This window comes from Marinobacter sp. ST-43 (assembly GCF_030541085.1).
Classification (GTDB): Bacteria; Pseudomonadota; Gammaproteobacteria; order Pseudomonadales; family Oleiphilaceae; genus Marinobacter; species Marinobacter nauticus.
In genome coordinates this window covers 239482-259154 of sequence record NZ_JASSVO010000004.1, presented here as the reverse complement: position 1 = coordinate 259154, position 19673 = coordinate 239482, and the positions used below count along the sequence as shown (strand labels likewise).

Below are 19673 nucleotides of genomic sequence, written 5' to 3'. Positions count from 1 at the left end.
CCGGCCTGGTTCAAGTATCAGCTTAAGACCCCTGCCATGGATACCAGTGCCCGGGCGACTTCGGGCAGTCGCTTGCCCTGGTCCATGGCCAGCTTACGCAGCAGGCGGTGCGCTTCATCGTTGCTGATGTTGCGGTGTTCCATCAACAGCAAGACGGCCTTTTCCTGGGTACGGCGGTCTTCCAGGGCATCTTTGGCACTCTGCAATTCTTCGGACATCTGACGCAGGCGGCGGGTCTGTTCCTGAACCAGGTCAAAGATGGATCGGCCTGCCTGCTGCCCGACACCTTCCCCGGCCCATGCGTCGGCGGTTCCGGCATCTACACCGTTATCGCAGACCACCAGCACAGGCGTTGTGGAGGCATGGCGTTGTTCCAGCGAGGCCAGCAGGGTTTCCTGATGAGCCAGGGAGTGACGCGCTTCGGTATAGCGCTCCACACAGCGATGGTGGAAAGCGCTCTCAACCGAATCCTCAATCTTCTTCAGATCGTCCATGCGCTCTGTCATCAGATTGAACCAGCGGTCGGCCATGTCTTTATCCAGAGACTTATAGGGCCCGACCGAAACGGCCATCTGTCGCATCCGCTCAATTTCCAGTTCCCGCGGGTGAGCGCGCAGGGCTTGCCAGAGCGACAGGCTCTCCTCACTGGCGAAGCCGACAAACACCTCAAAACACCGCTCCTGCGCTTCAACCAGGTGCATCATGCGCCGTGACAGTGCGTTATCGAAGTGTCCGCTGGAGAACCCCGCGGAACCTGCGGCCCGCTCCTGACCACAATATTCCTTTCCGTTCATGACATGCACCATGGCCACAAGCAGTCCCGCAATCGAAGGCTCTGCCACGGTTTCTGCCGCTTCGAAAACGACCGTAATCAGTTGATGAATACTGTCGCAGAACCACTCCGTGGCCTCCGAAACACTGGCCTCCTGGTCATTCACCCGCTGCCGCAACCCGGGCAGTTGGTCGAGGCTGTGCAGGGCGCTGGCGATGTGCCCGAGCAGTGGGCTGCTGACCGGATGGGTGGTGAGATCCTCCTGAATGTCTGCCAATGCCCGCCGGAAGGTAGCGGCCAACTGGTCGTTTTCCTTGACCATGGCGGTACGTTCCCGGGCAAAGCGTTGGCAACCGGACCCCAGATAAAGATTGGTGGCGCCTCGCTCCCGTTGCAGGCCATGGACCAGATTGCCCACGCTCTGCACCAACCGCCCCATCTGCAGAAAGTACTCCAGATTACGGATCTCACACTGGCGGGAGGCCATCAGAAATTCCGCAGCAGTCGCTGTCGCGGTCATACGGGGATGGCGTTTGGTGTTCATGGTGCAGCTCCTGGTGTCGGTACACAGTTGGTTCCTTTCTACCCGGACTGCAGCAATTTACAGGCCAGTCATTCCGGCCCAATCATCGTGCGTTTCGCCCCATCCCGGGGCACTCTTTTGATGCCCACCAGCCGGCCTCTTTGAGCGGACTCGCCTAAGCTATTGAATAATAAAGCCTGAAAAAGTTGGCACGGAGATCGCTAACACTTAGGCAAGGACGACTGTCCCGGCCATGGAATCAGGCCGGACCATCAGATCATTGTTGTTGGCATTGGTGCCGGACCATCTGTTCTCTTCGGAGAGCATGATGCTCCGGCTTTTTTCGTTGCTGGAGGCACTCAGTTCCATGGAACACACACAGGATAACCCATTGGTGATCTGCGGCCATGGCATGGTCGCGCAGCGGCTGCTGGAGCAACTGGTAGCCCAGGGGCATCCGTTCAGCCGCATTGTGGTGTTTAACGGTGAGCCCTTCGCTGCCTACAACCGGATCCAGTTGTCGTCATTGCTGGCCGATCAGATTCAGGAAACCGATCTGGAACTGAAACCTTGGCAGTGGTTCCACAAGCACCGAATAGAGGTGCACCAGCATGAGCCTGTCACCCATATCAGTCCGGGCCAGCGCCAGGTAACAACCGCCTGTGGCCGCACCCAGTCCTATCACACGCTGGTGCTGGCCACCGGAGCACAGCCCTCCCGCCTTGGCCTTCCTGGTGAAGACCTTGACGGCGTGATGAACTTCCGGAATCTGGCCGACACTCGCACGCTGATCCGGCAGGCAAAGTCACACCGTCGCGCCGTGGTCATCGGCGGCGGCTTTCTCGGTCTGGAGGCGGCCGAAGGGCTCAGGACCCGGGGCATGGACGTTACGGTGCTGCACCGCAGCGGTCATCTGCTCAACCGACAGCTGAACCCGATCGCTGGCGATATCCTGAAGCAGAAGTTACAGCAGCGGGGGCTGAGTATCCGAACCGGCACCTCGCCGGTCTCCCTGCTCGGTCGGAATCAGGTCCGCGCCGTGGAACTGAGTGACGGCACGGTACTGGCCACGGACCTGGTGGTTATTGCTACCGGTATTGAACCCAACAAGGGATTGGCAGCTGACGCCGGCCTCAACTGTGACCGGGGTATTCGAGTTACTCCGAACCTGATGACGTCCAACCCGCATATCTACGCACTGGGTGAGTGCTGTCAGTTTCAGGAGCACACCTTTGGCTTGGTCGAACCCGGTTACGAGCAGGCCCGAATCCTGGCACAGCTTCTTTGCCAGGTGCCGGGAGCCAGGGCATTTGAGCCTGGAGAAGTGGCCACCCGACTGAAAATCAGCGATCTGCCCATTTTTTCCTGTGGCCGGGTAGTCCCCGGCGAGCATACCGAAATTGTTGAATGGCAGGACCGAACCCACGCGGTCTACGGCCAACTGCTGCTGGATGGCAACCGGCTGGCCGGCGCCATCCTGCTGGGAGATACCGCCAACGGGCCCTGGTACAGCGAACTGATTCGCTCCGGAGCCGATGTCTCCCGCTACAGGGACACCATCGCTTTCGGCAAAACCTATTGCGACGCAGCAGCCTGATAGGCTGCCAAGAGAGAGGACAGCATGATGAGTAAACAGACCCTGATCGTGATCGGCAACGGTATGGTTGGCCATCACTTCCTGGAACAGTTTAGCCAGTCCCCGGAGGCCGAGACCTACCGGGTGATCGTGTTCGGTGAAGAGAAGCAGCTGGCCTACGACCGGGTGCATCTGTCGGAGTACTTCACCGGTTCCACTCACGCGGACCTCGCCATGGGTACAGCAGACTGGTACGCGGAACAGGGCATCGATCTTCGCCTGAATGAGCCGGTCACCGCCATCGACCGGAACACCCGCGTGCTGACGACACCGAAAGGCAAGTACACCTACGATCAACTGGTGCTGGCCACCGGCTCCTACCCGTTCGTACCGCCCATTAAGGGCAACGATCAGGATGGCTGCTTTGTGTACCGAACCCTGGACGATCTGGATGCCATTCAGGCCAGTGCCCAGTCGGCGAAAACCGGTGTCGTGGTGGGCGGCGGTCTGCTGGGGCTGGAAGCGGCAAACGCCCTGAAAAGCCTGGGCCTGCAGGCCCATGTGGTGGAATTTGCCCCGCGCCTGATGCCTGTGCAGCTGGACGATCAGGGCGGCGCCCTGTTGCGCCAGAAAATTGAAGATCTGGGCGTACAGGTACACACCGAGAAAGCCACCACGGCCATTGTGCCGGGCAGCGACGCCCGGCTGAGGATGAACTTCGCCGACGACAGCCATCTGGAAACCGATCTGATTGTGTTCTCCGCCGGCATCCGTCCTCAGGATACCCTGGCCCGGGCCTGCGGCCTGGAGGTGGGCGAACGCGGCGGGATTGTGGTCAACAATCAATGCACCACCTCAGACCCGAACATTCACGCCATCGGTGAATGCGCGCTCTGGAACAATCGCATCTTCGGACTGGTGGCTCCGGGTTACACCATGGCGCGCACCCTGGCGGCCGCTTTGAACAAAGACACCGGTGCGGCCTTTACCGGTGCCGATATGAGCACCAAGCTCAAGCTGCTGGGGGTGGATGTGGGCTCCATCGGCGATGCCCACGGCCAGACCCCGGGTGCACGCAATATCCGTTTTCACGATGAGCAGGCCGGCCACTACCGGCGCATGGTGGTGAGCCAGGACGGTAAGACTCTGCTGGGCGCCATTCTGGTAGGCGACAACGGCCCTTACGATACCCTGCTGCAGTACGCCCTCAATGGCATTGAGCTGCCAGCCAACCCGGAGGCGCTGATTCTGCCGGAAAGCGAAGGAGGCGCGCCTGCCCTGGGGGCCGACGCCCTGCCGGACAGCGCCTCCATCTGTTCCTGCCACAACGTCACCAAGGGCGATATCTGCGGTGCCATTGACGCCGGCTGCACCGATCTGGGCGGCGTCAAGGCTGAAACCAGGGCCAGTACCGGTTGCGGCGGCTGTGCGGCTTTACTGAAGAAGGTGGTGGACAGCGAGCTGGAAAAGCGCGGCGTGGAGGTGTGTACCGACCTTTGCGAACACTTCCCCTACACCCGACAGGAACTGTTCCATCTGGTGAAGGTGAACGGTATCCGCACCTTCCGGGGCCTGCTCAAACAATACGGCAAGGGCCAGGGCTGTGACATCTGCAAACCAACGGTGGGCTCCATTCTGGCCACCTGCTGGAACGAGCACATTCTGGCCACCGACCACGTACCCCTGCAGGACACCAACGACACTTTCATGGCCAACATGCAGAAGAACGGCACCTATTCCATCGTACCGCGCATTCCCGGCGGTGAGATCACCCCGGACAAGCTGATTGTGCTGGGCGAGGTGGCCAGGGAGTACAACCTGTACACCAAGATCACCGGCGGCCAGCGTGTGGATCTGTTCGGCGCCACCCTGAGCGAGCTGCCGGAGATCTGGGAGAAGCTGATCGCCGCCGGTTTTGAGACCGGGCACGCCTATGGCAAGTCGCTGCGTACGGTGAAGTCCTGCGTCGGCAGCACCTGGTGCCGCTACGGCGTGCAGGACAGCGTGGGCATGGCGATCACGCTGGAGAATCGCTACAAGGGCCTGCGTGCGCCCCACAAGGTGAAGATGGCAGTGTCCGGCTGCACCCGGGAATGCGCGGAGGCCCAGAGCAAGGACTTCGGGGTTATTGCCACGGAGAAGGGCTGGAACCTGTATGTGTGTGGCAATGGCGGGATGCGGCCGCGGCATGCGGATTTGTTTGCCACCGATCTGTCGGATGAGGAGCTGATCCGCACGATTGATCGGGTGGTGATGTTCTACGTGCGCACGGCGGACCGGCTGCAGCGGACGTCGGTCTGGATGGAGAATCTGGAAGGTGGGCTGGAGTATCTGAAGCAGGTGGTGCTGGAGGACAGCCTCGGCATTGGCGAGGAGCTGGAGCAGCATATGGCGGATCTGGTGGAGACCTATCAGTGCGAGTGGAAGACCGCCGTGGAGGATCCTCAGAAGCGTAAGCGGTTCCGGGAGTTTGTGAATGCGCCGGAACAGAAGGATCCGGTGCAGCGTTGGACTTCGGAGCGGGGGCAGCGTAGGCCGGAACTGGAGGCGGTTTCTTCGTAGCCTTCTGGTTTTGGGGCGGAGCACGGGGGCCGGGGTAATTTTCTTCTGGAAAAAATAACTCGCTTTGCTCAGACATCTTTTTTCCTGCCAGAAAATTACCCCGGCCCCCGCGCTCACAGACTTGAGTGAGATAGGCAAGTTAAAGACATTGGGATTGAGGAGAACGTTTTATGAAAGCTCGGACTTGTTGGGAAGCGGTTTGTACGGTAGACGATCTGGTGGCTGACTCCGGCATTGCGGTTTGGACGGAGGACGGGCCGGTGGCGGTGTTTTATCTGCCGCACCGCCTGCCGGCGTTGTTTGCCATCAGCCATACCGATCCGTTCAGTGGCTCGAACGTGCTGGCCCGGGGGATTACCGGGGACATTAATGGCGAGCCGGTGGTGGCGTCGCCGTTGTACAAGCAGCATTTCAGCCTGCGCAGCGGGCAATGTCTGGAAGACGAGAGCGTACAGGTGAAGGTCTATCCGGTGTTGCTGGACGGCAACCGGATCCGGCTGGAAGTGCCGGTGGCTCAGGCGGCGTCGGTGGCCGCCTGAGATCTGAGAGACGCTTACGTCAGCTGATGAATTCGACGTTTTCTTCCAGCGGCGCCCTTGGGCTGGTGAGCTGGTTCACCGGGCTGTCGGGGTTGGCGTAGCCGATGGCCATGCCGGCGAAGACTTTGCGGTGTTCAGGCAAGCCCAGGAATTCGCTGATGGTTTTCGGGTACACCGACCAGGATTCCTGGGCGCAGCTGTCGAGGCCTTCGGCGCGCAGCAACAGCATGATGGTTTGCAGGATCATGCCCAGATCGGACCACTGGGGCGGGCCCATGTTGTCATCGACGGTACAGAACAGGCCAACCGGAGCGCCGAAGAATTCGAAGTTGCGTTTGAACCATTCGAAGCGGGCGGCTTTGTCTTCCCTGGGGATGTCGAGCCGGCGGTACATGAGTTCGCCGATTTCGAACCGGCGGTCGCGGTAGGGCGATTGCAGTTTTGGTGGGTAGATTTCGTATTCCGGCACTTCGTTGAAACCTTTGCTGACCTTCTCCTGCATCAAGGCTTTGAGTCGGGCCAGAGCATCGCCGGTGACAACGTGCAGATGCCAGGGTTGCAGGTTGCCTCCGGATGGCGACCGGGTCGCCGTTTCGATTACCGTTCGAAGCGTGGCTTCAGGCACCGGGGTATCCAGAAAGTCCCGCACCGAGCGGCGTGACACAACAGCCTGCTGAACATCCATAGGCAAGACTCCACATCATCCAGAACATTAAGTTGGGAACACTATCCGGCATCCAGTATGCGCACAACAGCCGCGCTTGACCACCTCCCGGGCGCCGTATAGTCTGCGGCGAACCCCATAGGGAGAGCCTCAGGTTATGGAAGATCACAGTCAGTTTCGCCTGCTATCCGAGCGACGGTTCCTGCCATTCTTTGTCACCCAGTTTGCCGGTGCCTTCAACGACAACCTGTTCAAGAATGCCTTGTTGCTGCTGGTGACCTACAGCGCCGGGGGCCTGTTTGGCCTGTCGTCGGATGTGGTGGTCAATCTCGCCGCGATGCTGTTTATCCTGCCGTTTTTCCTGTTCTCCGCCATCGCCGGCCAGGTGGCGGACCGGTACGAGAAATCCACGGTTATCCGCTGGATCAAATTCGCCGAGGTGGTGATCATGGGCATTGCCGCGGTCGGTCTCTGGTTTGGCTGGTACGAGGTGTTGTTCCTTCTGCTGTTTCTCACCGGCGTACAATCCGCGTTTTTCGGGCCGGTGAAGTACGCGATCCTGCCCCAGGCCCTGAAAGAATCCGAGCTGGTGGGTGGTAACGCGCTGGTAGAGATGGGCACGTTTGTGGCCATCCTGGTGGGTACCCTGATGGCCGGCGTGATGATGAAAGCTGCGGCTCCCGGCCCCGTGATTGCCATCGCCGTTGCGGTGCTGGCGGTGATTGGCCTGGTGGCCGCCTGGCGGATTCCCGGGGCCAAAGCGGCAGCGCCGGATCTGCGTATTCGTTTCCGGCCGCTGCAGGAAACCTGGAAACTGATGGCCATTGCCCGGGACAATCACAATGTGTTCCTGAGCATCATGGCGATTTCCTGGTTCTGGTTTCTGGGTGCCGCCTATCTGACCCAGTTTCCGAACTTCGCCAAGACTCACCTGATGGGTGACGAAACGGTCGTCACCTTGCTGCTGGCGATTTTCACCATCGGCATCGCCGCCGGCTCCATTGCCTGTGAGCGGCTGTCCGGCCACAAGATTGAACTGGGGATCGTACCCATCGGCTCCATTGGCCTGAGCTTCTTCGGCATCGATCTGTTCTTCAATATGCCGGAGCAGCCGATTCCCTCAGACTGGTGGCTGATCATAACCGATCCCCATTATCGCCAGGTCGCCATTGACCTGTTGGCCATCGGTATCTTTGGCGGCCTGTTTATCGTGCCGCTGTATGCTTATGTCCAGCAGGAAACACCACCGGCCACCCGGGCCCGCGTGATCGCCGCCCTGAATATTTTCAACGCCCTGTTTATGGTGGTCAGCGCGCTGCTGGGCATGCTCATGCTCGGCCTGTTCGGGCTCACCATTCCCGAATTCTTCCTGGTGCTGTCGATCATGAACCTGATGGTGGCGGCCTACGTGTACCAGCAGGTACCGGACTTTGCCCTGCGCTTTGTCATCTGGGTCCTGTCCCACACGATTTATCGGGTCACGCACCACAACCTGGACCGGATACCCGAGCAGGGCCCCGTGCTGCTGGTGTGCAACCACGTCTCCTACATGGATGCCCTGGTGATCGCCGGCGCGGTAAGGCGGCCCGTCCGATTCGTGATGGATCACAACATTTTCGCGACACCGGTCATGGGCGGTTTCTTCCGCCTGGCCAAGGCTATCCCCATTGGTCCGAAATCAAAGGTGCCGGAGATTTACGAAGCCGCTTTCGACCGCATTGATGAAGAACTCGCAGCCGGCCATGTGGTCTGTATTTTCCCGGAAGGCAAACTCACCAAAGACGGCGAGGTCGATACCTTCAAGCCCGGTGTCGACATGATTCTGGCCCGGCGACCGGTACCGGTGGTGCCAATGGCACTGCGCGGCCTCTGGGGCAGCTTTTTCAGCCATTGTGGCGGGCCGGCCTTCAGCCATTGGCCACGGCGGTTCTGGTCCCGGATTCATCTGCTGGCTGGTCTCCCGGTCTCGCCCCACGAGGCCAGTGCCGAGCGTCTGGAACAAAAGGTCAAAGCGCTGCGTGGAGATGCACAATAGTCTTTTCGCCGGGCTTTTTGGTGGTGCTGTTACCAAAGCCAATTTTTACCCGCTCGGAGTGGGGTAGTATCGGGGCATAAACCAAGAACAAGGATTGCCCCGTGACGCCCCTGAATCCCACTGACCAGCTCTTTCTCTGGCTGGAAAAACGCCAGCAGCCCATGCATGTGGGCGGCCTCCAGCTGTTTTCCTTCCCCGAAGGCGCGCCGGACGACTATGTCGCGCAACTGGCAGATCAGCTTCGGCAGAAGACGGAGGTGACCGCCCCCTTTAACCAGCGCCTGAGCTATCGCCTGGGCCAGCCGGTATGGGTGGAGGATGAGCACCTGGACCTTGAGCATCATTTCCGCTTCGAGGCGCTGCCCACACCCGGGCGTATTCGGGAGCTGCTGTCGTTCGTATCGGCGGAGCATTCGCACCTGATGGACCGGGAGCGCCCCATGTGGGAGGTGCACCTGATCGAGGGCCTGAAAGACAGGCAGTTCGCGCTCTACACCAAGGTTCACCATTCCCTGGTGGACGGTGTCTCGGCCATGCGCATGGCCACCCGGATGCTGAGTGAAAACCCGGACGAACACGGCATGCCGCCAATCTGGGATCTGCCTTGCCTGTCACGGGATAGGGGCGAGTCGGATGGACACTCCCTCTGGCGCAGTGTCACCCATTTGCTGGGGCTTTCGGGCCGCCAGCTCGGCACCATTCCCACCGTGGCAAAGGAGTTACTGAAAACCATCAATCAGGCCCGGAAGGATCCGGCCTACGACTCCATTTTCCATGCCCCGCGCTGCATGCTGAACCAGAAAATCACCGGTTCCCGTCGTTTCGCCGCTCAGTCCTGGTGCCTGAAACGGATTCGCGCCGTGTGCGAGGCCTACGGCACCACGGTCAACGATGTCGTAACTGCCATGTGCGCAGCGGCTCTGCGTACCTATCTGATGAATCAGGATGCCTTGCCGGAGAAACCACTGGTGGCCTTTGTGCCGGTGTCGCTACGCCGGGACGACAGCTCCGGTGGCAACCAGGTAGGCGTCATCCTGGCAAGCCTTCACACCGATGTGCAGGAGGCCGGCGAACGACTGTTAAAAATTCACCACGGCATGGAAGAGGCCAAGCAGCGCTACCGGCATATGAGCCCGGAGGAAATCGTCAACTACACGGCCCTGACCCTGGCGCCGGCCGCCTTCCACCTGCTGACCGGGCTGGCGCCCAAGTGGCAGACCTTCAATGTGGTGATTTCCAATGTCCCCGGGCCATCCAGGCCCCTGTACTGGAACGGGGCGAAACTGGAAGGCATGTATCCGGTGTCTATCGATATGGACAGACTGGCCCTGAACATGACACTGACCAGCTATAACGACCAGGTGGAGTTCGGCCTGATTGGCTGTCGCCGGACCCTGCCCAGCCTGCAACGGATGCTGGACTACCTGGAACAGGGTCTGGCAGAGCTGGAGCTCAACGCCGGTCTGTAATCAGGCCAGCTGATCGGCCCGGTTACGCTCGGAAATCTGGCTGTTCAGGGTCCAGAAATCGTACAGCACACCGATGAAAAACAGGCCGCCGGTGAGCAGGTACAGGATGCCGGTGAGCCATTTGCCCATATACATCCGGTGCACCCCGAAGACCCCCAGGAAGGTCAGCAGTATCCAGCTGATGTTGTAGCTGATCTGGCCATCCTGGAACCGGTAATCAGCTTCCTTGTCCATGGCCGGAATCAGGAACAGGTCAATAATCCAGCCGATAAACAGCAGTCCCAGAGTAAAGAACCAGATGGTGCCGGTCACCGGCTTGCCGTAATAGAAACGGTGCGAACCCAGGAATCCGAATATCCAGAGCAGGTAGCCGATCAGCTTGCTGTGGGTGTCGGGTCTTTCGATCATTGCGGCGTTCTTCCTGTTCACAGTTGGATTTGGTGTGTCACCACAGACGCAAAACGGACGCCTGATCAGATCAATATGGGGGCGAACGCTGGAATCACAAACGGCACTCAGGGCCCCAGATCCGGTGCCGGGTCCGGCCCGTCCTCGCGAAACTCACTGGCGGATTTACCCGTCCACTTGCGGAAAGCACGGCTGAAATTGGACAGATCGGCATAGCCCAGTTCATAGGCAATCTCACTGACTGACTGATTGGTGTAGCGCAGCAACTGGATGGCCCGATCTTTCAGCACGGCCTCGACAATCTCCCGATAACTAGTGTCCCGGTCCGCCAACCGCCGCTTCAGGGTGCGGGAAGACACGCAGAAGCGCTCGGCCATGGCCTCCAGGGAGGGCAAGGGGCCTGGGGTCATCCGCAGCATGTTGCGAATCGCCAGCACGATGTCGCCCTGCTCCTTGAGCGCCTTCTGCAACTCGAATTCACACTGGTCCCGAGCCATCCGGGAGGCTTCAGCATCCGCCAGGCGCATGCGCACGTCCAGCAGCTTGCGGGGGAAAATCAGCATTTCCTCGGGCTGGCCAAACTCGAAACGGACCGGCAACTGGGCGGCAAACCGCCGGTAATAGGCTGGCTCAGGGCCCCGCAGGTGTACCGACACGCCCGGTAATTTACCCTCTTCCAGGGCAAAACCCCGGGCCTCGGCATCGCTCCGGTCGAGTAGTTGTTCAGTGAGCAGAATCAACGTGGCGCTGACCGTCTCGGCCAGAAACTCGGAGATAGGCGGCAACGCAAACTCCGCGCACAGCTGAACCAGCACCTTGTCACCGGCTATGGACTGTTTCATGCTCAGAAAGGGCGCCCGCAGCTGAAGATAACGACGGACAGAGTCCAACGCACCCTCAAAGGTCGGGCTGGTGAGCGCGGCGAAGCCCAGGGTGCCATGGATGGTCAGCCGCAACTCTCTCGCCAGTATAAAGCTCAGGCCATCTTTGCCCGCCACCTCGAGCGCGCGCTGCGCCATCAGAGTGGCGTCAGTGACGAAAACCCGACTGTCGTTGGCTTTCAGGTCCTCATGTGTGAAATCCAGGCCCTGATAAAGCTGGCGGTCGTTGTAACCCAGTTGACGAACGGTTTCAGCCAGTACCCGCAGGTACACCCCGGGCACCAGGAACAACCCCAACATTTGCCGCTCGTTGTCTGCACCGGTACCTGCCATAGTGTGTCCCTGATTGATATTTATCGTGTTTCTGACTCTATCAGAACCGGATTGCCGCCACAGTGGGGCCCGCTGCCCCGACTCCGCTGTCGCCCGGGCCAATCCCCTGTCCCATTGTGGACGATGCCCGTCCCCTTCGCGCATTCAGTATCCGGATTGACTCCGCCACACTGGCTTCATGACATCAGCCAAAGCGTTCCGTCGCAAAGGAGTAGAACCATGCTGACCACCACACAAACGAACAAACCGGGCAAGGCCTCCCATACCCCGGACAATGTCTCCATCAAACCCCAGCGCATGGGTTTCGAGTTTGGCGAACAAGTCCCCAGATACTGGGTGGATAACAACTATCTGATCAGTCATACCATGAACGCCCTGTCTGTTTTGTTTCCCGAGGGTGAGCAGTTTTTTGTGGACTCGGTCCGGGCGTTTCGAGACCAGATCCAGGACAAGAAGCTGAAAGAGGACGTGCGCGGTTTCATCGGCCAGGAAGCCATGCACTCGCTCGAGCACATCGCCATGAACCAGCATGTCCGCGACCAGGGCATGCCGGTGGAAGAGATGGAGCGGGATCTGAAAGTGATTCTGGATGTGGCGCGGAAGCTGCCCAAACGCCACCAGCTGGCCATTACCTGCGCCCTGGAGCACATCACCGCCATGATGGCCGACATGCTGCTGGAGCGTGACGATATCCGCGAAGACATGCACGAATCCATGCGCCCGCTGTGGGTGTGGCACGCCATTGAGGAAACCGAGCATAAGGCCGTTGCTTATGACGTTTTCCTCCAGGCTGGCGGTACCTACACCGAGCGGGCATTTTACCAGGTCTTCAGTACCGTCGCCCTGGGTATTGTCGGCACCTGGTATACCGGCCGCATGGCCCTGAAGGACCGCAGCCACTTCTCCGTTAAGGACGCCGCCAAAGGTATGTGGCGCATGTGGGGCAAAAACGGCGCCTTCTCCAGTCTGATCCCGACCTGGCTGGAGTACTTCAAGCCCGGCTTCCATCCCTGGGACAAGGACAACAGTGAGCTGATCGGTCGCTTCAAGGAACAGATCCAGGACTACATCGCTCCCCAGTACAAGAACGGCAATCGGCGCACGCTGCAGTAATCGGACACCCTCTCTATGACATCAGGCCGAGTTCCCGGGCGCGAGCAACCGCTTGCATCCGGTTCTCGGCCTGAAGCTTGCCGTAAATATTGCTCAAATGCGACTTTACCGTGGCCACTGAGATCCCCAGCTGTTTGCTGATGGCCTTGTTACTGAGTCCCTCTGCCAGCAGATCCAGCACCCCCTGTTCCCGATCACTTAGCGGTTCATCAGGACCAGCGACTTCCGGGGTGCGAGCGCAGGTTTCGGCGTCCGGCTCCATCCGGGCCTGCCGGAGAGCCAGTATCCGGCTGGCTTCCACCTCCGACCACCCACGGGTAATACAGGCGTCGAGCAGACTATCCAGCCGGGGATCCGCATCCACAAAGGGGCGCACCAGACCACGGGGCACCCAAAGCGCCAACAGAGCATCTAGCTTTTTCACCGCTGCCTCAGGATCCTGATCTCCGAAGGCCTGAACCATCAGACTGACCAGATCAAGACGACACACCAGCTGAAGCAAACCCGCCTCTTCCGCCTCTGATCGCAGGGCTGCCAGTTCCCGGGCCACCGGCGAGGCCGCCAGCAACTGACCGATCAGTTTCAACAAGGTTTCGTTCAGGGTACAAAAGCGGTTACCTACAACCGGTTCCGGATCGCTCTGGACCCATAGAATCAAAGGGAAAGCGTTACCCTCCGTCAATCGCGCCAACGCCTCCAGTACCTCTGGGCGTGGAATGTTATGGTGCCAGTGCGACTGCCCCATGACCTGGTGCAACTGCTTAATCCGGCCGAGCTCTTGCTGCCAGAGCTCGGAGTCTCGCAAAACCATGCCCAGACGAAACCGCTCAAACGCCAGGTAAAGCTGATCCAGCGGCGTCAGATACTGGTCGGCGATCTGAACGGCCTCGCCCAGCCGTTTTGCCGCGTGTTCGAGATCGTGATGCTCCAGCGCCAACAAGCCCTCCAGATAGGCCAGAAGGCAAACCTGCTCCTTACTCACGGGCCCGTTGACAAGCTTCAACCGGGTCTGTTCATAGCAGCGGCGGGCATCGCCAATGCGACCGCCCTGCACCAGAACCGGAACCAGCATGACCAGACAGCGCAGGGCACAGGGGTTATCGCCACTCTTCAGGGCCCCTGCCAGCGCATCGGTCAACAAGGTGCGCGCCGGCCCCAATCGTGCCTCCATAAAGGCTTCAGTACCGAGGGTATACAGCCCCCAGTGTTGCAGGCCGGCTGGAGCGCTGGCCAACCGGGCCTGTATCTGAGTCAGGGACTGCTCGGCCTCTGCACGGTGGCCGGCAAACCGTGCCGAGGGCCAGCCCAACAACATGGAGACAAACTGCAGAGCCTCGGTGTCCGATGACGGGTCTGTCGACTGCAGAAGCCGGTCGGCCGCGGCCAGATGCTCAAGCACTACTCCGTACTGACCATCCATGAAGGCAAACAGCGCCTGCAGCAGAAGCAGCGCGGGAGAACACATCCGAACACTGTCCGGGAAGCGCGAAGGCAGTGACCGGTAGCCGCTCAGGTCCTCCGCCTGCAACAGCAACGGTACCAGGGCTTCCGCCTGGTCATAGCAGCCTTCGGCCAGAAAAAGCTCAAGGGCCTCCACAATCAGGCCCCGCTGGCGGAATGCCTCGGCCGCCCTGATTCGTATGGAGCTTTCCCCTTCAGGCTCCCGATCCTGCGCCTGAAGCCAGTCGATCAGCAGATCATGCAGGCGATACCAGTAGTGACCCTCTCCGTAACTCTGGAACAGCAGATTGCGTTCGCGCATGACTGCGATCCAGTCCGCTGCATCGCTATCATTCCGGGCTTCATCAGCAACCTCTTGTGAGAAAAGAGGGAGCAGGCTCATATCCTGGAGAAATCCCTGTAGCCCGGACTCAAGGCCAGCGAACACTTCCTCCAGCAGATAGTCACTCAGGGCTCTCTGACCAGGCCCGGGTACATGGCTTAACGGGTTTTCCGACAACGCCGAGAGCTGCAACGCCGCTGGCCAGCCGCCGGTGCGCTGATGCAACTGCAACATCTGTTCTTCGGAGAGATCAGTCCGGCGGGCCTGGACGAATTTTCGAGTCAACGCCAGATCAAAACGGAGCACCTCCGGCCCCAGCCGGACCATCTGTTGCCGGGCCAGCAACTGCGCGGTGCGAATGGGTGGGTCGAGCCTCGAGATACAGACAATGCGCAAAAACCCCGGAGCAAAGTCGATAAAGCGCCGGATCTGCTCCAGTAGTACTTGCTGGTCAAGCAGGTGAAAATCATCCAGCACCAGAACCAGGCGGCTGGGTGCCTGCCAGGTTCGGGAATAATCCGCCAGGCGGTTGATCAGCATGGTCACCGGGTCAACAGCGGCACCCGGTTCCAGCGCGGCCAACAAGGTACTCTCGCGAATGGCAAAGCGTGGGTTCACCCGCGCCAGTGCGCTGGCCACGGCATTCCAGAACAGGGCCGGCGCGTTGTCCCTTTGGTCCAGCGTCAACCAGGCATGCACCGGTTTTTCCTGTTCCAGCCACTGACTGACCAATGTGGTTTTACCAAAACCGGCCGGTGCCGACACCAGCACAAACGGCACCTGTTCAATACAATCAAGCGCCTGCAACCGTGAGGGCTCAAGCAACAAGCCTGAAGGCAGCCCGGGGCGGGTTAATTTGGTTTCGGCAACCATGGAGCTCACTACCGTTGGCAAATGAGCTTCAGCATAGTCAGTGCCGGTGTTATCAACCAGCCCCGGCACTCCAAACTGGGAGGCCTGTTCAGAAATCCGGGTCATGGCAGTGCGAGCAGACCCGTGCCCTTCATCAGCGTGGCAACCAGTCGGGTACTGCCCAGTTCCCGGGCACAGACAAACCAGGGAGTTTCCCGGCCACGGTAGCGTGATTTGTGGTACGCCAGAGGTTGGAAGGCGTAAAGGCGATTCCCATAGCGGTACAGGATATTCTGAAGGCGTCGCAGGCCAGGCCGGTCACCCGGGCAGTGGCGGACGCCGTGCAGGGGCGCAATGCCCAGCGACAGCTCAGGCACGCCTTCCTCACGAAACTGACTGGCCGCCTGCAGAATAATGTGGTCGAGAACGCCGAGCCGGTTCATTTCCGGCGACGCCCGCAGAATATTGGCGCAATAGCCCGCCAGTTCATGGTGACGGTACCAAGGATCAAAGAACACGTATCCGGCCAGCTCGCCCTCCACATAGGCGTAGAACTTGCGCACTCCCCATTCATCTGCAAACACCGGTGGCCGCGTGAGCAAACCCAATTCCCGTTCCTTGACCGCCTTGCCCAGGCGCCAGCGCTCCGAGATGCCCGCCACCTTGTGCCAGTTCACCTCATCTCCACCTTGCTCCCGCACCTCGATTCGGCACCGCCTGTCCAGATTGCGGGCATGGCGCAGCTGCTTCATCGCCTTGCCACGAAGCGAGAACCTGGTCAGATCAACCGAGAACTCCGTACCCATCACCGTGGCATCGTAACCAAGCTCGCCCAACGGCTCCAGCAGCGACTGATCGACGCCCACATACAGTGAGGGGCCGGGCACACTCTGCTCGAACGCCTGCAGTAGCCGGCCCATACTCTGTGCACCCGCCAGGGGTCTTGTGGGCACCACGTTTACCCGCTGCCCCAACACCTTTACCGGAACATACGGTACCAGCCCGAGACCGGGGCTGAGAAAGTGCCGGCAATCCGGCTGCAAGGCAAAATAGCTGCTGGACTGGCTCCCGTGCAGACGGATCAGGTGCTCGGCGGTGCGTTCATGGCAACGCCCGGGGTCCGGCACACTCGAGTTGATATTCCGGTCATCGGCAGCCGGGGCCACCGCCGCAGACAGATGAGAGGCAGGCATGGGTCATTCCCTTTGTTGTTCTGATACCGCTTTCCTGTGTTCAGAACAAAATGCTAAAGGCCGTGCCTCGGCCGGCCATCGGTCAAAGGGTTGAGTGCCTGGCGCCCCACCGGAACTGGGTCACAATTCCGAGCCCTGCATCACCACAACGCCCCGTCGCCACAAACGCCATTCACCCGGCTTGTAAATATCCCAGGTTTCGTCGCTGGTGAGGGGTTCGGTCACGATGACGCTGACAATGTCGTTGGGTGTGGTTTCCGATTCAAAATCCACGGTAACGTCGGCATCCTTGAGGCGGGCGGGGCCGAACGGCGCCCGCCGGGTAATACTGGCCATCTTGGTGGTGCAAAATGTAAACAGCCAGTCGCCGTTGCTTAGCAGCAGGTTGAATACCCCCTGGCGGGCGTAGTTCCGGGACAGCTGAACCAGCCGTTCCACCACCTGCTCGGTGGCAGTGTCTCGATCGCAATGACTGCGCAGGTGGTTCAGGATATCGCAGAACAGGGCTTCGCTGTCGGTGCTGCCAACGGCCTCGTAGAAGCCGGGCGCCGCGGAAAACTCCGAAAGCTGACCATTATGGGCGAAGACCCAGTAGCGGCCCCAAAGCTCGCGAATGAACGGATGGGTGTTGGCCAGGCAGATATCACCCACATTGGCCTGGCGTATGTGGCAGATGGCCACTTCACTCTTGATGGGATGGGTCTGCACCACTTCGGCAATGCGCGAGGAGGCACTGGCGTCGGCATCGTGAAAACAGCGCACCCCTTTACCTTCGTAGAAAGCGACGCCCCAGCCATCCTTGTGTGGGCCGGTGTCGCCGCCACGGCGAGTCAGGCCGGTAAAGCTGAAACAGAGATCGGTCGGGGTGTTGGCGCTCATGGCCAGCAGTTCACACATGGTTGGCGGTATCCTCAGCCTTGCTTCCGGGTGTATTCGCTAGGATACCCGAATCAACCGAGACCTCCAGCCATGGAACCGGCGGTTTTCGGAGGCTGTCCGGCACCGGCGGGCGCCACACGGTTCCGGCCTGCCCGCTTGCCGCTGTAGAGACAACGGTCTGCCACACAGAACAGGGTTTCCGCTTCCCTGCCGTGCTCCGGCCACTGGGCAATGCCAAACGAGGCGGTCACGCGGATACCCGCTTCGCCGTATTTCAGCTCCCGCCGGGCAATGCGCTCCCGCAACTCGTCCATCAGTTCAAAGGCATCCCCAGGCTTTGCATCCCTCAGAATCAGGCCAAATTCCTCGCCGCCCAGCCGGCCAACAAAGTCGGTCGTGCGCAGACGCTCGGTCAGGCACTGCCCGATGCTCCTCAATACGTAGTCACCGGCATCGTGGCCGAGGGTATCGTTGACCAGTTTGAAGTGGTCGATGTCCATAATCACCAGAGCAAAATCGGTTCCGCTGCGCTCACACTCGGCAATAGTGCGGGCCAGTGTTGACTGGAAATTGGAGCGATTGGCCAGGCCGGTCAGGGCATCGGTCTGTGCCATGTCGAACAACCGTTGCTCAGCCTCTTCCCGACGCACCTCGTACATGTGCATGAACACCTGCATCAGGGCACCGCACAGAACCATGTTGAGCAGATCGATCATCCGGTGGGCAGAACCCACATCACCGAGGAAGAAGTAGTAAACCACCCCGCCCACCAGCATAAAGGGCACACTCAGGATCATGCCCTCGTGCTTGCCGAGCAGAAGGTAGGCCAGAACCGGCATCATCAGCACCCAGACAAAAGCCGCAATGGAGGCCTCTGGCAACAGCAAGATGACGATGAAAAACGAAAACAGCGACACCAGATAGGCGTAGATCCACTGTTGCAGGTGAGCCGTGGTTTTCAGACAAAAAACGCCGTAGAAAAGCAGCCCACTGGCCAACAGCTCGACCAGCGCCACCCATGGATAACCGTTGAAAAATTGCAGACAGGAAAAAACGACCAGCGCAGAGCCAGTCACCAGAAACAACAGCCTGGTAAGCGAGCGACGGTGGTTATCCCGGAGTCCTGAGCGGCTTTGTTCCAATGCCGTCCCCAGATCCGGATGCTTTGACGTATTCATGCTGACTCTTCCCTGGATCAACCAGAGAGTATAGTCGGTCTCCGCTGGCTGTAAAACAACCAGCCAACGGAGATCAGGTTACCGCGAGCCCTCAGATATACAGGTTCTTGCGGGAGAACCGCTCCACCAACGGTTGATAGGCCGAGCCCAGCAACCGATTGATGGCGTCAATGCCCCAGGCATCCGGCCCCACCAGAATACGGGATTCGTTTTTGAGGATGCCTTTAACAATAATTTCAGCCGCCTTGTCCGGTGTGGTCATGGCCAGTTTGTCGAAGCCCTTGCGCTGGGCCTCGGCGTTTTCGGATTTGCCCATGCGCGCGGCATTGGCAATGTTGGTGCGGATGCCACCAGGGTGCACACAGCTGACCTGAACCGGCTGATTCTCCAGTTTCATTTCCTGGCGCAGGGACTCGGTAAACCCACGCACCGCAAACTTGGCAGCATTGTAGGCGCTTTGCTTGGGCACTCCGATCAGGCCAAACACACTGGAGATGTTCACCACATGACCATCGCCGGATTCAATCAGGTACGGCAGAAACGCCCGGGTACCGTGGGCAACGCCCCAGAAATCAATGTCCATCACCCACTTGAAATCGGCGTCGGTCATTTCCCGCACCGTGGCAGAGAGGGCCACACCGGCGTTGTTGATAATCAGGTTAACCTGGCCAAATTCCTTGCGGACCTGTGCGGCGTGGGCGTAGATAGCGTCCCGGTCGGAGACATCCAGGCGGTAGGTTTTCACCTCGACACCGTCCAGTCCGGCTGCGGTTTCCGCCAGCCCCGCCTCGTTAACGTCGGAAAGAGCCAGCCGACAGCCCCGGGCCGCGAGGGATTTGGCCAGGGATCGGCCGATACCAGAGCCAGCACCGGTGACGACAGCCACCTTGTTGTTCAGATCTTTCATGGCGGG

The 19673-nt window shown here is 59.9% G+C and carries 15 protein-coding genes; 6 read left to right on the top strand and 9 right to left on the bottom strand.

Annotation, left to right across the window (positions count from 1 at the left end; translation table 11 throughout):
* Positions 1-17: 17 nt before the first annotated feature.
* Entirely contained in the window at positions 18-1316 is a 1299-nt protein-coding gene (locus tag QPL98_RS08745; RefSeq protein ID WP_113879598.1) for a nitrate regulatory protein, read from the bottom strand.
* 346 nt (positions 1317-1662) lie between these two features.
* Here QPL98_RS08745 and QPL98_RS08740 point away from each other — a divergent pair, with 346 nt between their 5' ends.
* From QPL98_RS08740 to nirD, 3 genes are all read left to right on the top strand, one after another.
* On the top strand, positions 1663-2892 hold the full coding sequence (locus QPL98_RS08740) for an NAD(P)/FAD-dependent oxidoreductase (protein ID WP_303293093.1): 1230 nt from the start codon (positions 1663-1665) through the stop codon (positions 2890-2892).
* A gap of 27 nt (positions 2893-2919) precedes the next feature.
* Complete coding sequence (nirB, locus tag QPL98_RS08735; protein WP_303293108.1) at positions 2920-5433, top strand: nitrite reductase large subunit NirB; 2514 nt, start codon at positions 2920-2922, stop codon at positions 5431-5433.
* A 170-nt stretch (positions 5434-5603) separates the two neighbouring features.
* Positions 5604-5972, top strand: coding sequence for a nitrite reductase small subunit NirD (nirD, locus tag QPL98_RS08730; RefSeq protein WP_222447481.1), 369 nt, complete (start codon positions 5604-5606; stop codon positions 5970-5972).
* 19 nt (positions 5973-5991) lie between these two features.
* On the opposite strand, the gene QPL98_RS08725 is transcribed toward nirD, so the two are convergent.
* Positions 5992-6657: a nitroreductase gene (locus QPL98_RS08725; protein ID WP_199452023.1), complete on the bottom strand. Its 666-nt coding sequence runs from the start codon at positions 6655-6657 to the stop codon at positions 5992-5994.
* Positions 6658-6793: 136 nt separating this feature from the next.
* Between QPL98_RS08725 and QPL98_RS08720 the strand changes: the two genes are divergently transcribed.
* Both QPL98_RS08720 and QPL98_RS08715 read left to right on the top strand, forming a co-directional pair.
* Positions 6794-8671, top strand: coding sequence for an MFS transporter (locus tag QPL98_RS08720; RefSeq protein WP_303293092.1), 1878 nt, complete (start codon positions 6794-6796; stop codon positions 8669-8671).
* Between the two features lie 101 nt (positions 8672-8772).
* Positions 8773-10140 carry a wax ester/triacylglycerol synthase family O-acyltransferase gene (locus QPL98_RS08715; protein WP_011783747.1) on the top strand — a complete coding sequence of 456 codons (1368 nt, stop codon included), beginning with the start codon at positions 8773-8775 and terminating at the stop codon, positions 10138-10140.
* Here the strand turns inward: QPL98_RS08715 and QPL98_RS08710 are convergent, their stop codons facing one another.
* Together QPL98_RS08710 and QPL98_RS08705 are read right to left on the bottom strand one after the other, a co-directional pair.
* Complete coding sequence (locus QPL98_RS08710; protein ID WP_011783746.1) at positions 10141-10548, bottom strand: TM2 domain-containing protein; 408 nt, start codon at positions 10546-10548, stop codon at positions 10141-10143.
* Between the two features lie 107 nt (positions 10549-10655).
* Positions 10656-11762, bottom strand: a complete 1107-nt coding sequence (locus tag QPL98_RS08705) for an AraC family transcriptional regulator (RefSeq protein ID WP_011783745.1) — start codon at positions 11760-11762, stop codon at positions 10656-10658.
* A 219-nt stretch (positions 11763-11981) separates the two neighbouring features.
* On the opposite strand from QPL98_RS08705, the gene QPL98_RS08700 reads away from it, so the two are divergent.
* Positions 11982-12875 carry a metal-dependent hydrolase gene (locus QPL98_RS08700; protein ID WP_011783744.1) on the top strand — a complete coding sequence of 298 codons (894 nt, stop codon included), beginning with the start codon at positions 11982-11984 and terminating at the stop codon, positions 12873-12875.
* Positions 12876-12888: 13 nt separating this feature from the next.
* Here QPL98_RS08700 and QPL98_RS08695 read toward each other — a convergent pair whose 3' ends face one another.
* The 5 genes from QPL98_RS08695 to QPL98_RS08675 form a co-directional block, all read right to left on the bottom strand.
* Positions 12889-15636 (bottom strand): LuxR C-terminal-related transcriptional regulator, encoded by a 2748-nt coding sequence (locus QPL98_RS08695; protein WP_303293091.1) that lies wholly within the window; start codon positions 15634-15636, stop codon positions 12889-12891.
* Entirely contained in the window at positions 15633-16703 is a 1071-nt protein-coding gene (locus tag QPL98_RS08690; protein WP_303293090.1) for a DUF2156 domain-containing protein, read from the bottom strand. The genes QPL98_RS08695 and QPL98_RS08690 overlap by 4 nt, the downstream gene beginning before the upstream one ends.
* Before the next feature lie 120 nt (positions 16704-16823).
* Entirely contained in the window at positions 16824-17600 is a 777-nt protein-coding gene (locus tag QPL98_RS08685) for a class II glutamine amidotransferase (RefSeq protein WP_011783740.1), read from the bottom strand.
* A gap of 53 nt (positions 17601-17653) precedes the next feature.
* Entirely contained in the window at positions 17654-18760 is a 1107-nt protein-coding gene (locus QPL98_RS08680; RefSeq protein WP_303293089.1) for a GGDEF domain-containing protein, read from the bottom strand.
* A gap of 91 nt (positions 18761-18851) precedes the next feature.
* Positions 18852-19667 (bottom strand): SDR family oxidoreductase, encoded by an 816-nt coding sequence (locus QPL98_RS08675; RefSeq protein ID WP_114434373.1) that lies wholly within the window; start codon positions 19665-19667, stop codon positions 18852-18854.
* Positions 19668-19673: the final 6 nt, after the last annotated feature.

What these genes read in the sequence shown, in the direction of transcription:
- QPL98_RS08745 (WP_113879598.1), bottom strand. Translation starts at nt 1,316, where the DNA reads ATGAACACCAAACGCCATCCCCGTATGACCGCGACAGCGACTGCTGCG.
- QPL98_RS08740 (WP_303293093.1), top strand. Translation starts at nt 1,663, where the DNA reads ATGGAACACACACAGGATAACCCATTGGTGATCTGCGGCCATGGCATG.
- nirB (WP_303293108.1), top strand. Translation starts at nt 2,920, where the DNA reads ATGAGTAAACAGACCCTGATCGTGATCGGCAACGGTATGGTTGGCCAT.
- nirD (WP_222447481.1), top strand. Translation starts at nt 5,604, where the DNA reads ATGAAAGCTCGGACTTGTTGGGAAGCGGTTTGTACGGTAGACGATCTG.
- QPL98_RS08725 (WP_199452023.1), bottom strand. Translation starts at nt 6,657, where the DNA reads ATGGATGTTCAGCAGGCTGTTGTGTCACGCCGCTCGGTGCGGGACTTT.
- QPL98_RS08720 (WP_303293092.1), top strand. Translation starts at nt 6,794, where the DNA reads ATGGAAGATCACAGTCAGTTTCGCCTGCTATCCGAGCGACGGTTCCTG.
- QPL98_RS08710 (WP_011783746.1), bottom strand. Translation starts at nt 10,548, where the DNA reads ATGATCGAAAGACCCGACACCCACAGCAAGCTGATCGGCTACCTGCTC.
- QPL98_RS08705 (WP_011783745.1), bottom strand. Translation starts at nt 11,762, where the DNA reads ATGGCAGGTACCGGTGCAGACAACGAGCGGCAAATGTTGGGGTTGTTC.
- QPL98_RS08700 (WP_011783744.1), top strand. Translation starts at nt 11,982, where the DNA reads ATGCTGACCACCACACAAACGAACAAACCGGGCAAGGCCTCCCATACC.
- QPL98_RS08695 (WP_303293091.1), bottom strand. Translation starts at nt 15,636, where the DNA reads ATGACCCGGATTTCTGAACAGGCCTCCCAGTTTGGAGTGCCGGGGCTG.
- QPL98_RS08690 (WP_303293090.1), bottom strand. Translation starts at nt 16,703, where the DNA reads ATGCCTGCCTCTCATCTGTCTGCGGCGGTGGCCCCGGCTGCCGATGAC.
- QPL98_RS08685 (WP_011783740.1), bottom strand. Translation starts at nt 17,600, where the DNA reads ATGTGTGAACTGCTGGCCATGAGCGCCAACACCCCGACCGATCTCTGT.
- QPL98_RS08680 (WP_303293089.1), bottom strand. Translation starts at nt 18,760, where the DNA reads ATGAATACGTCAAAGCATCCGGATCTGGGGACGGCATTGGAACAAAGC.
- QPL98_RS08675 (WP_114434373.1), bottom strand. Translation starts at nt 19,667, where the DNA reads ATGAAAGATCTGAACAACAAGGTGGCTGTCGTCACCGGTGCTGGCTCT.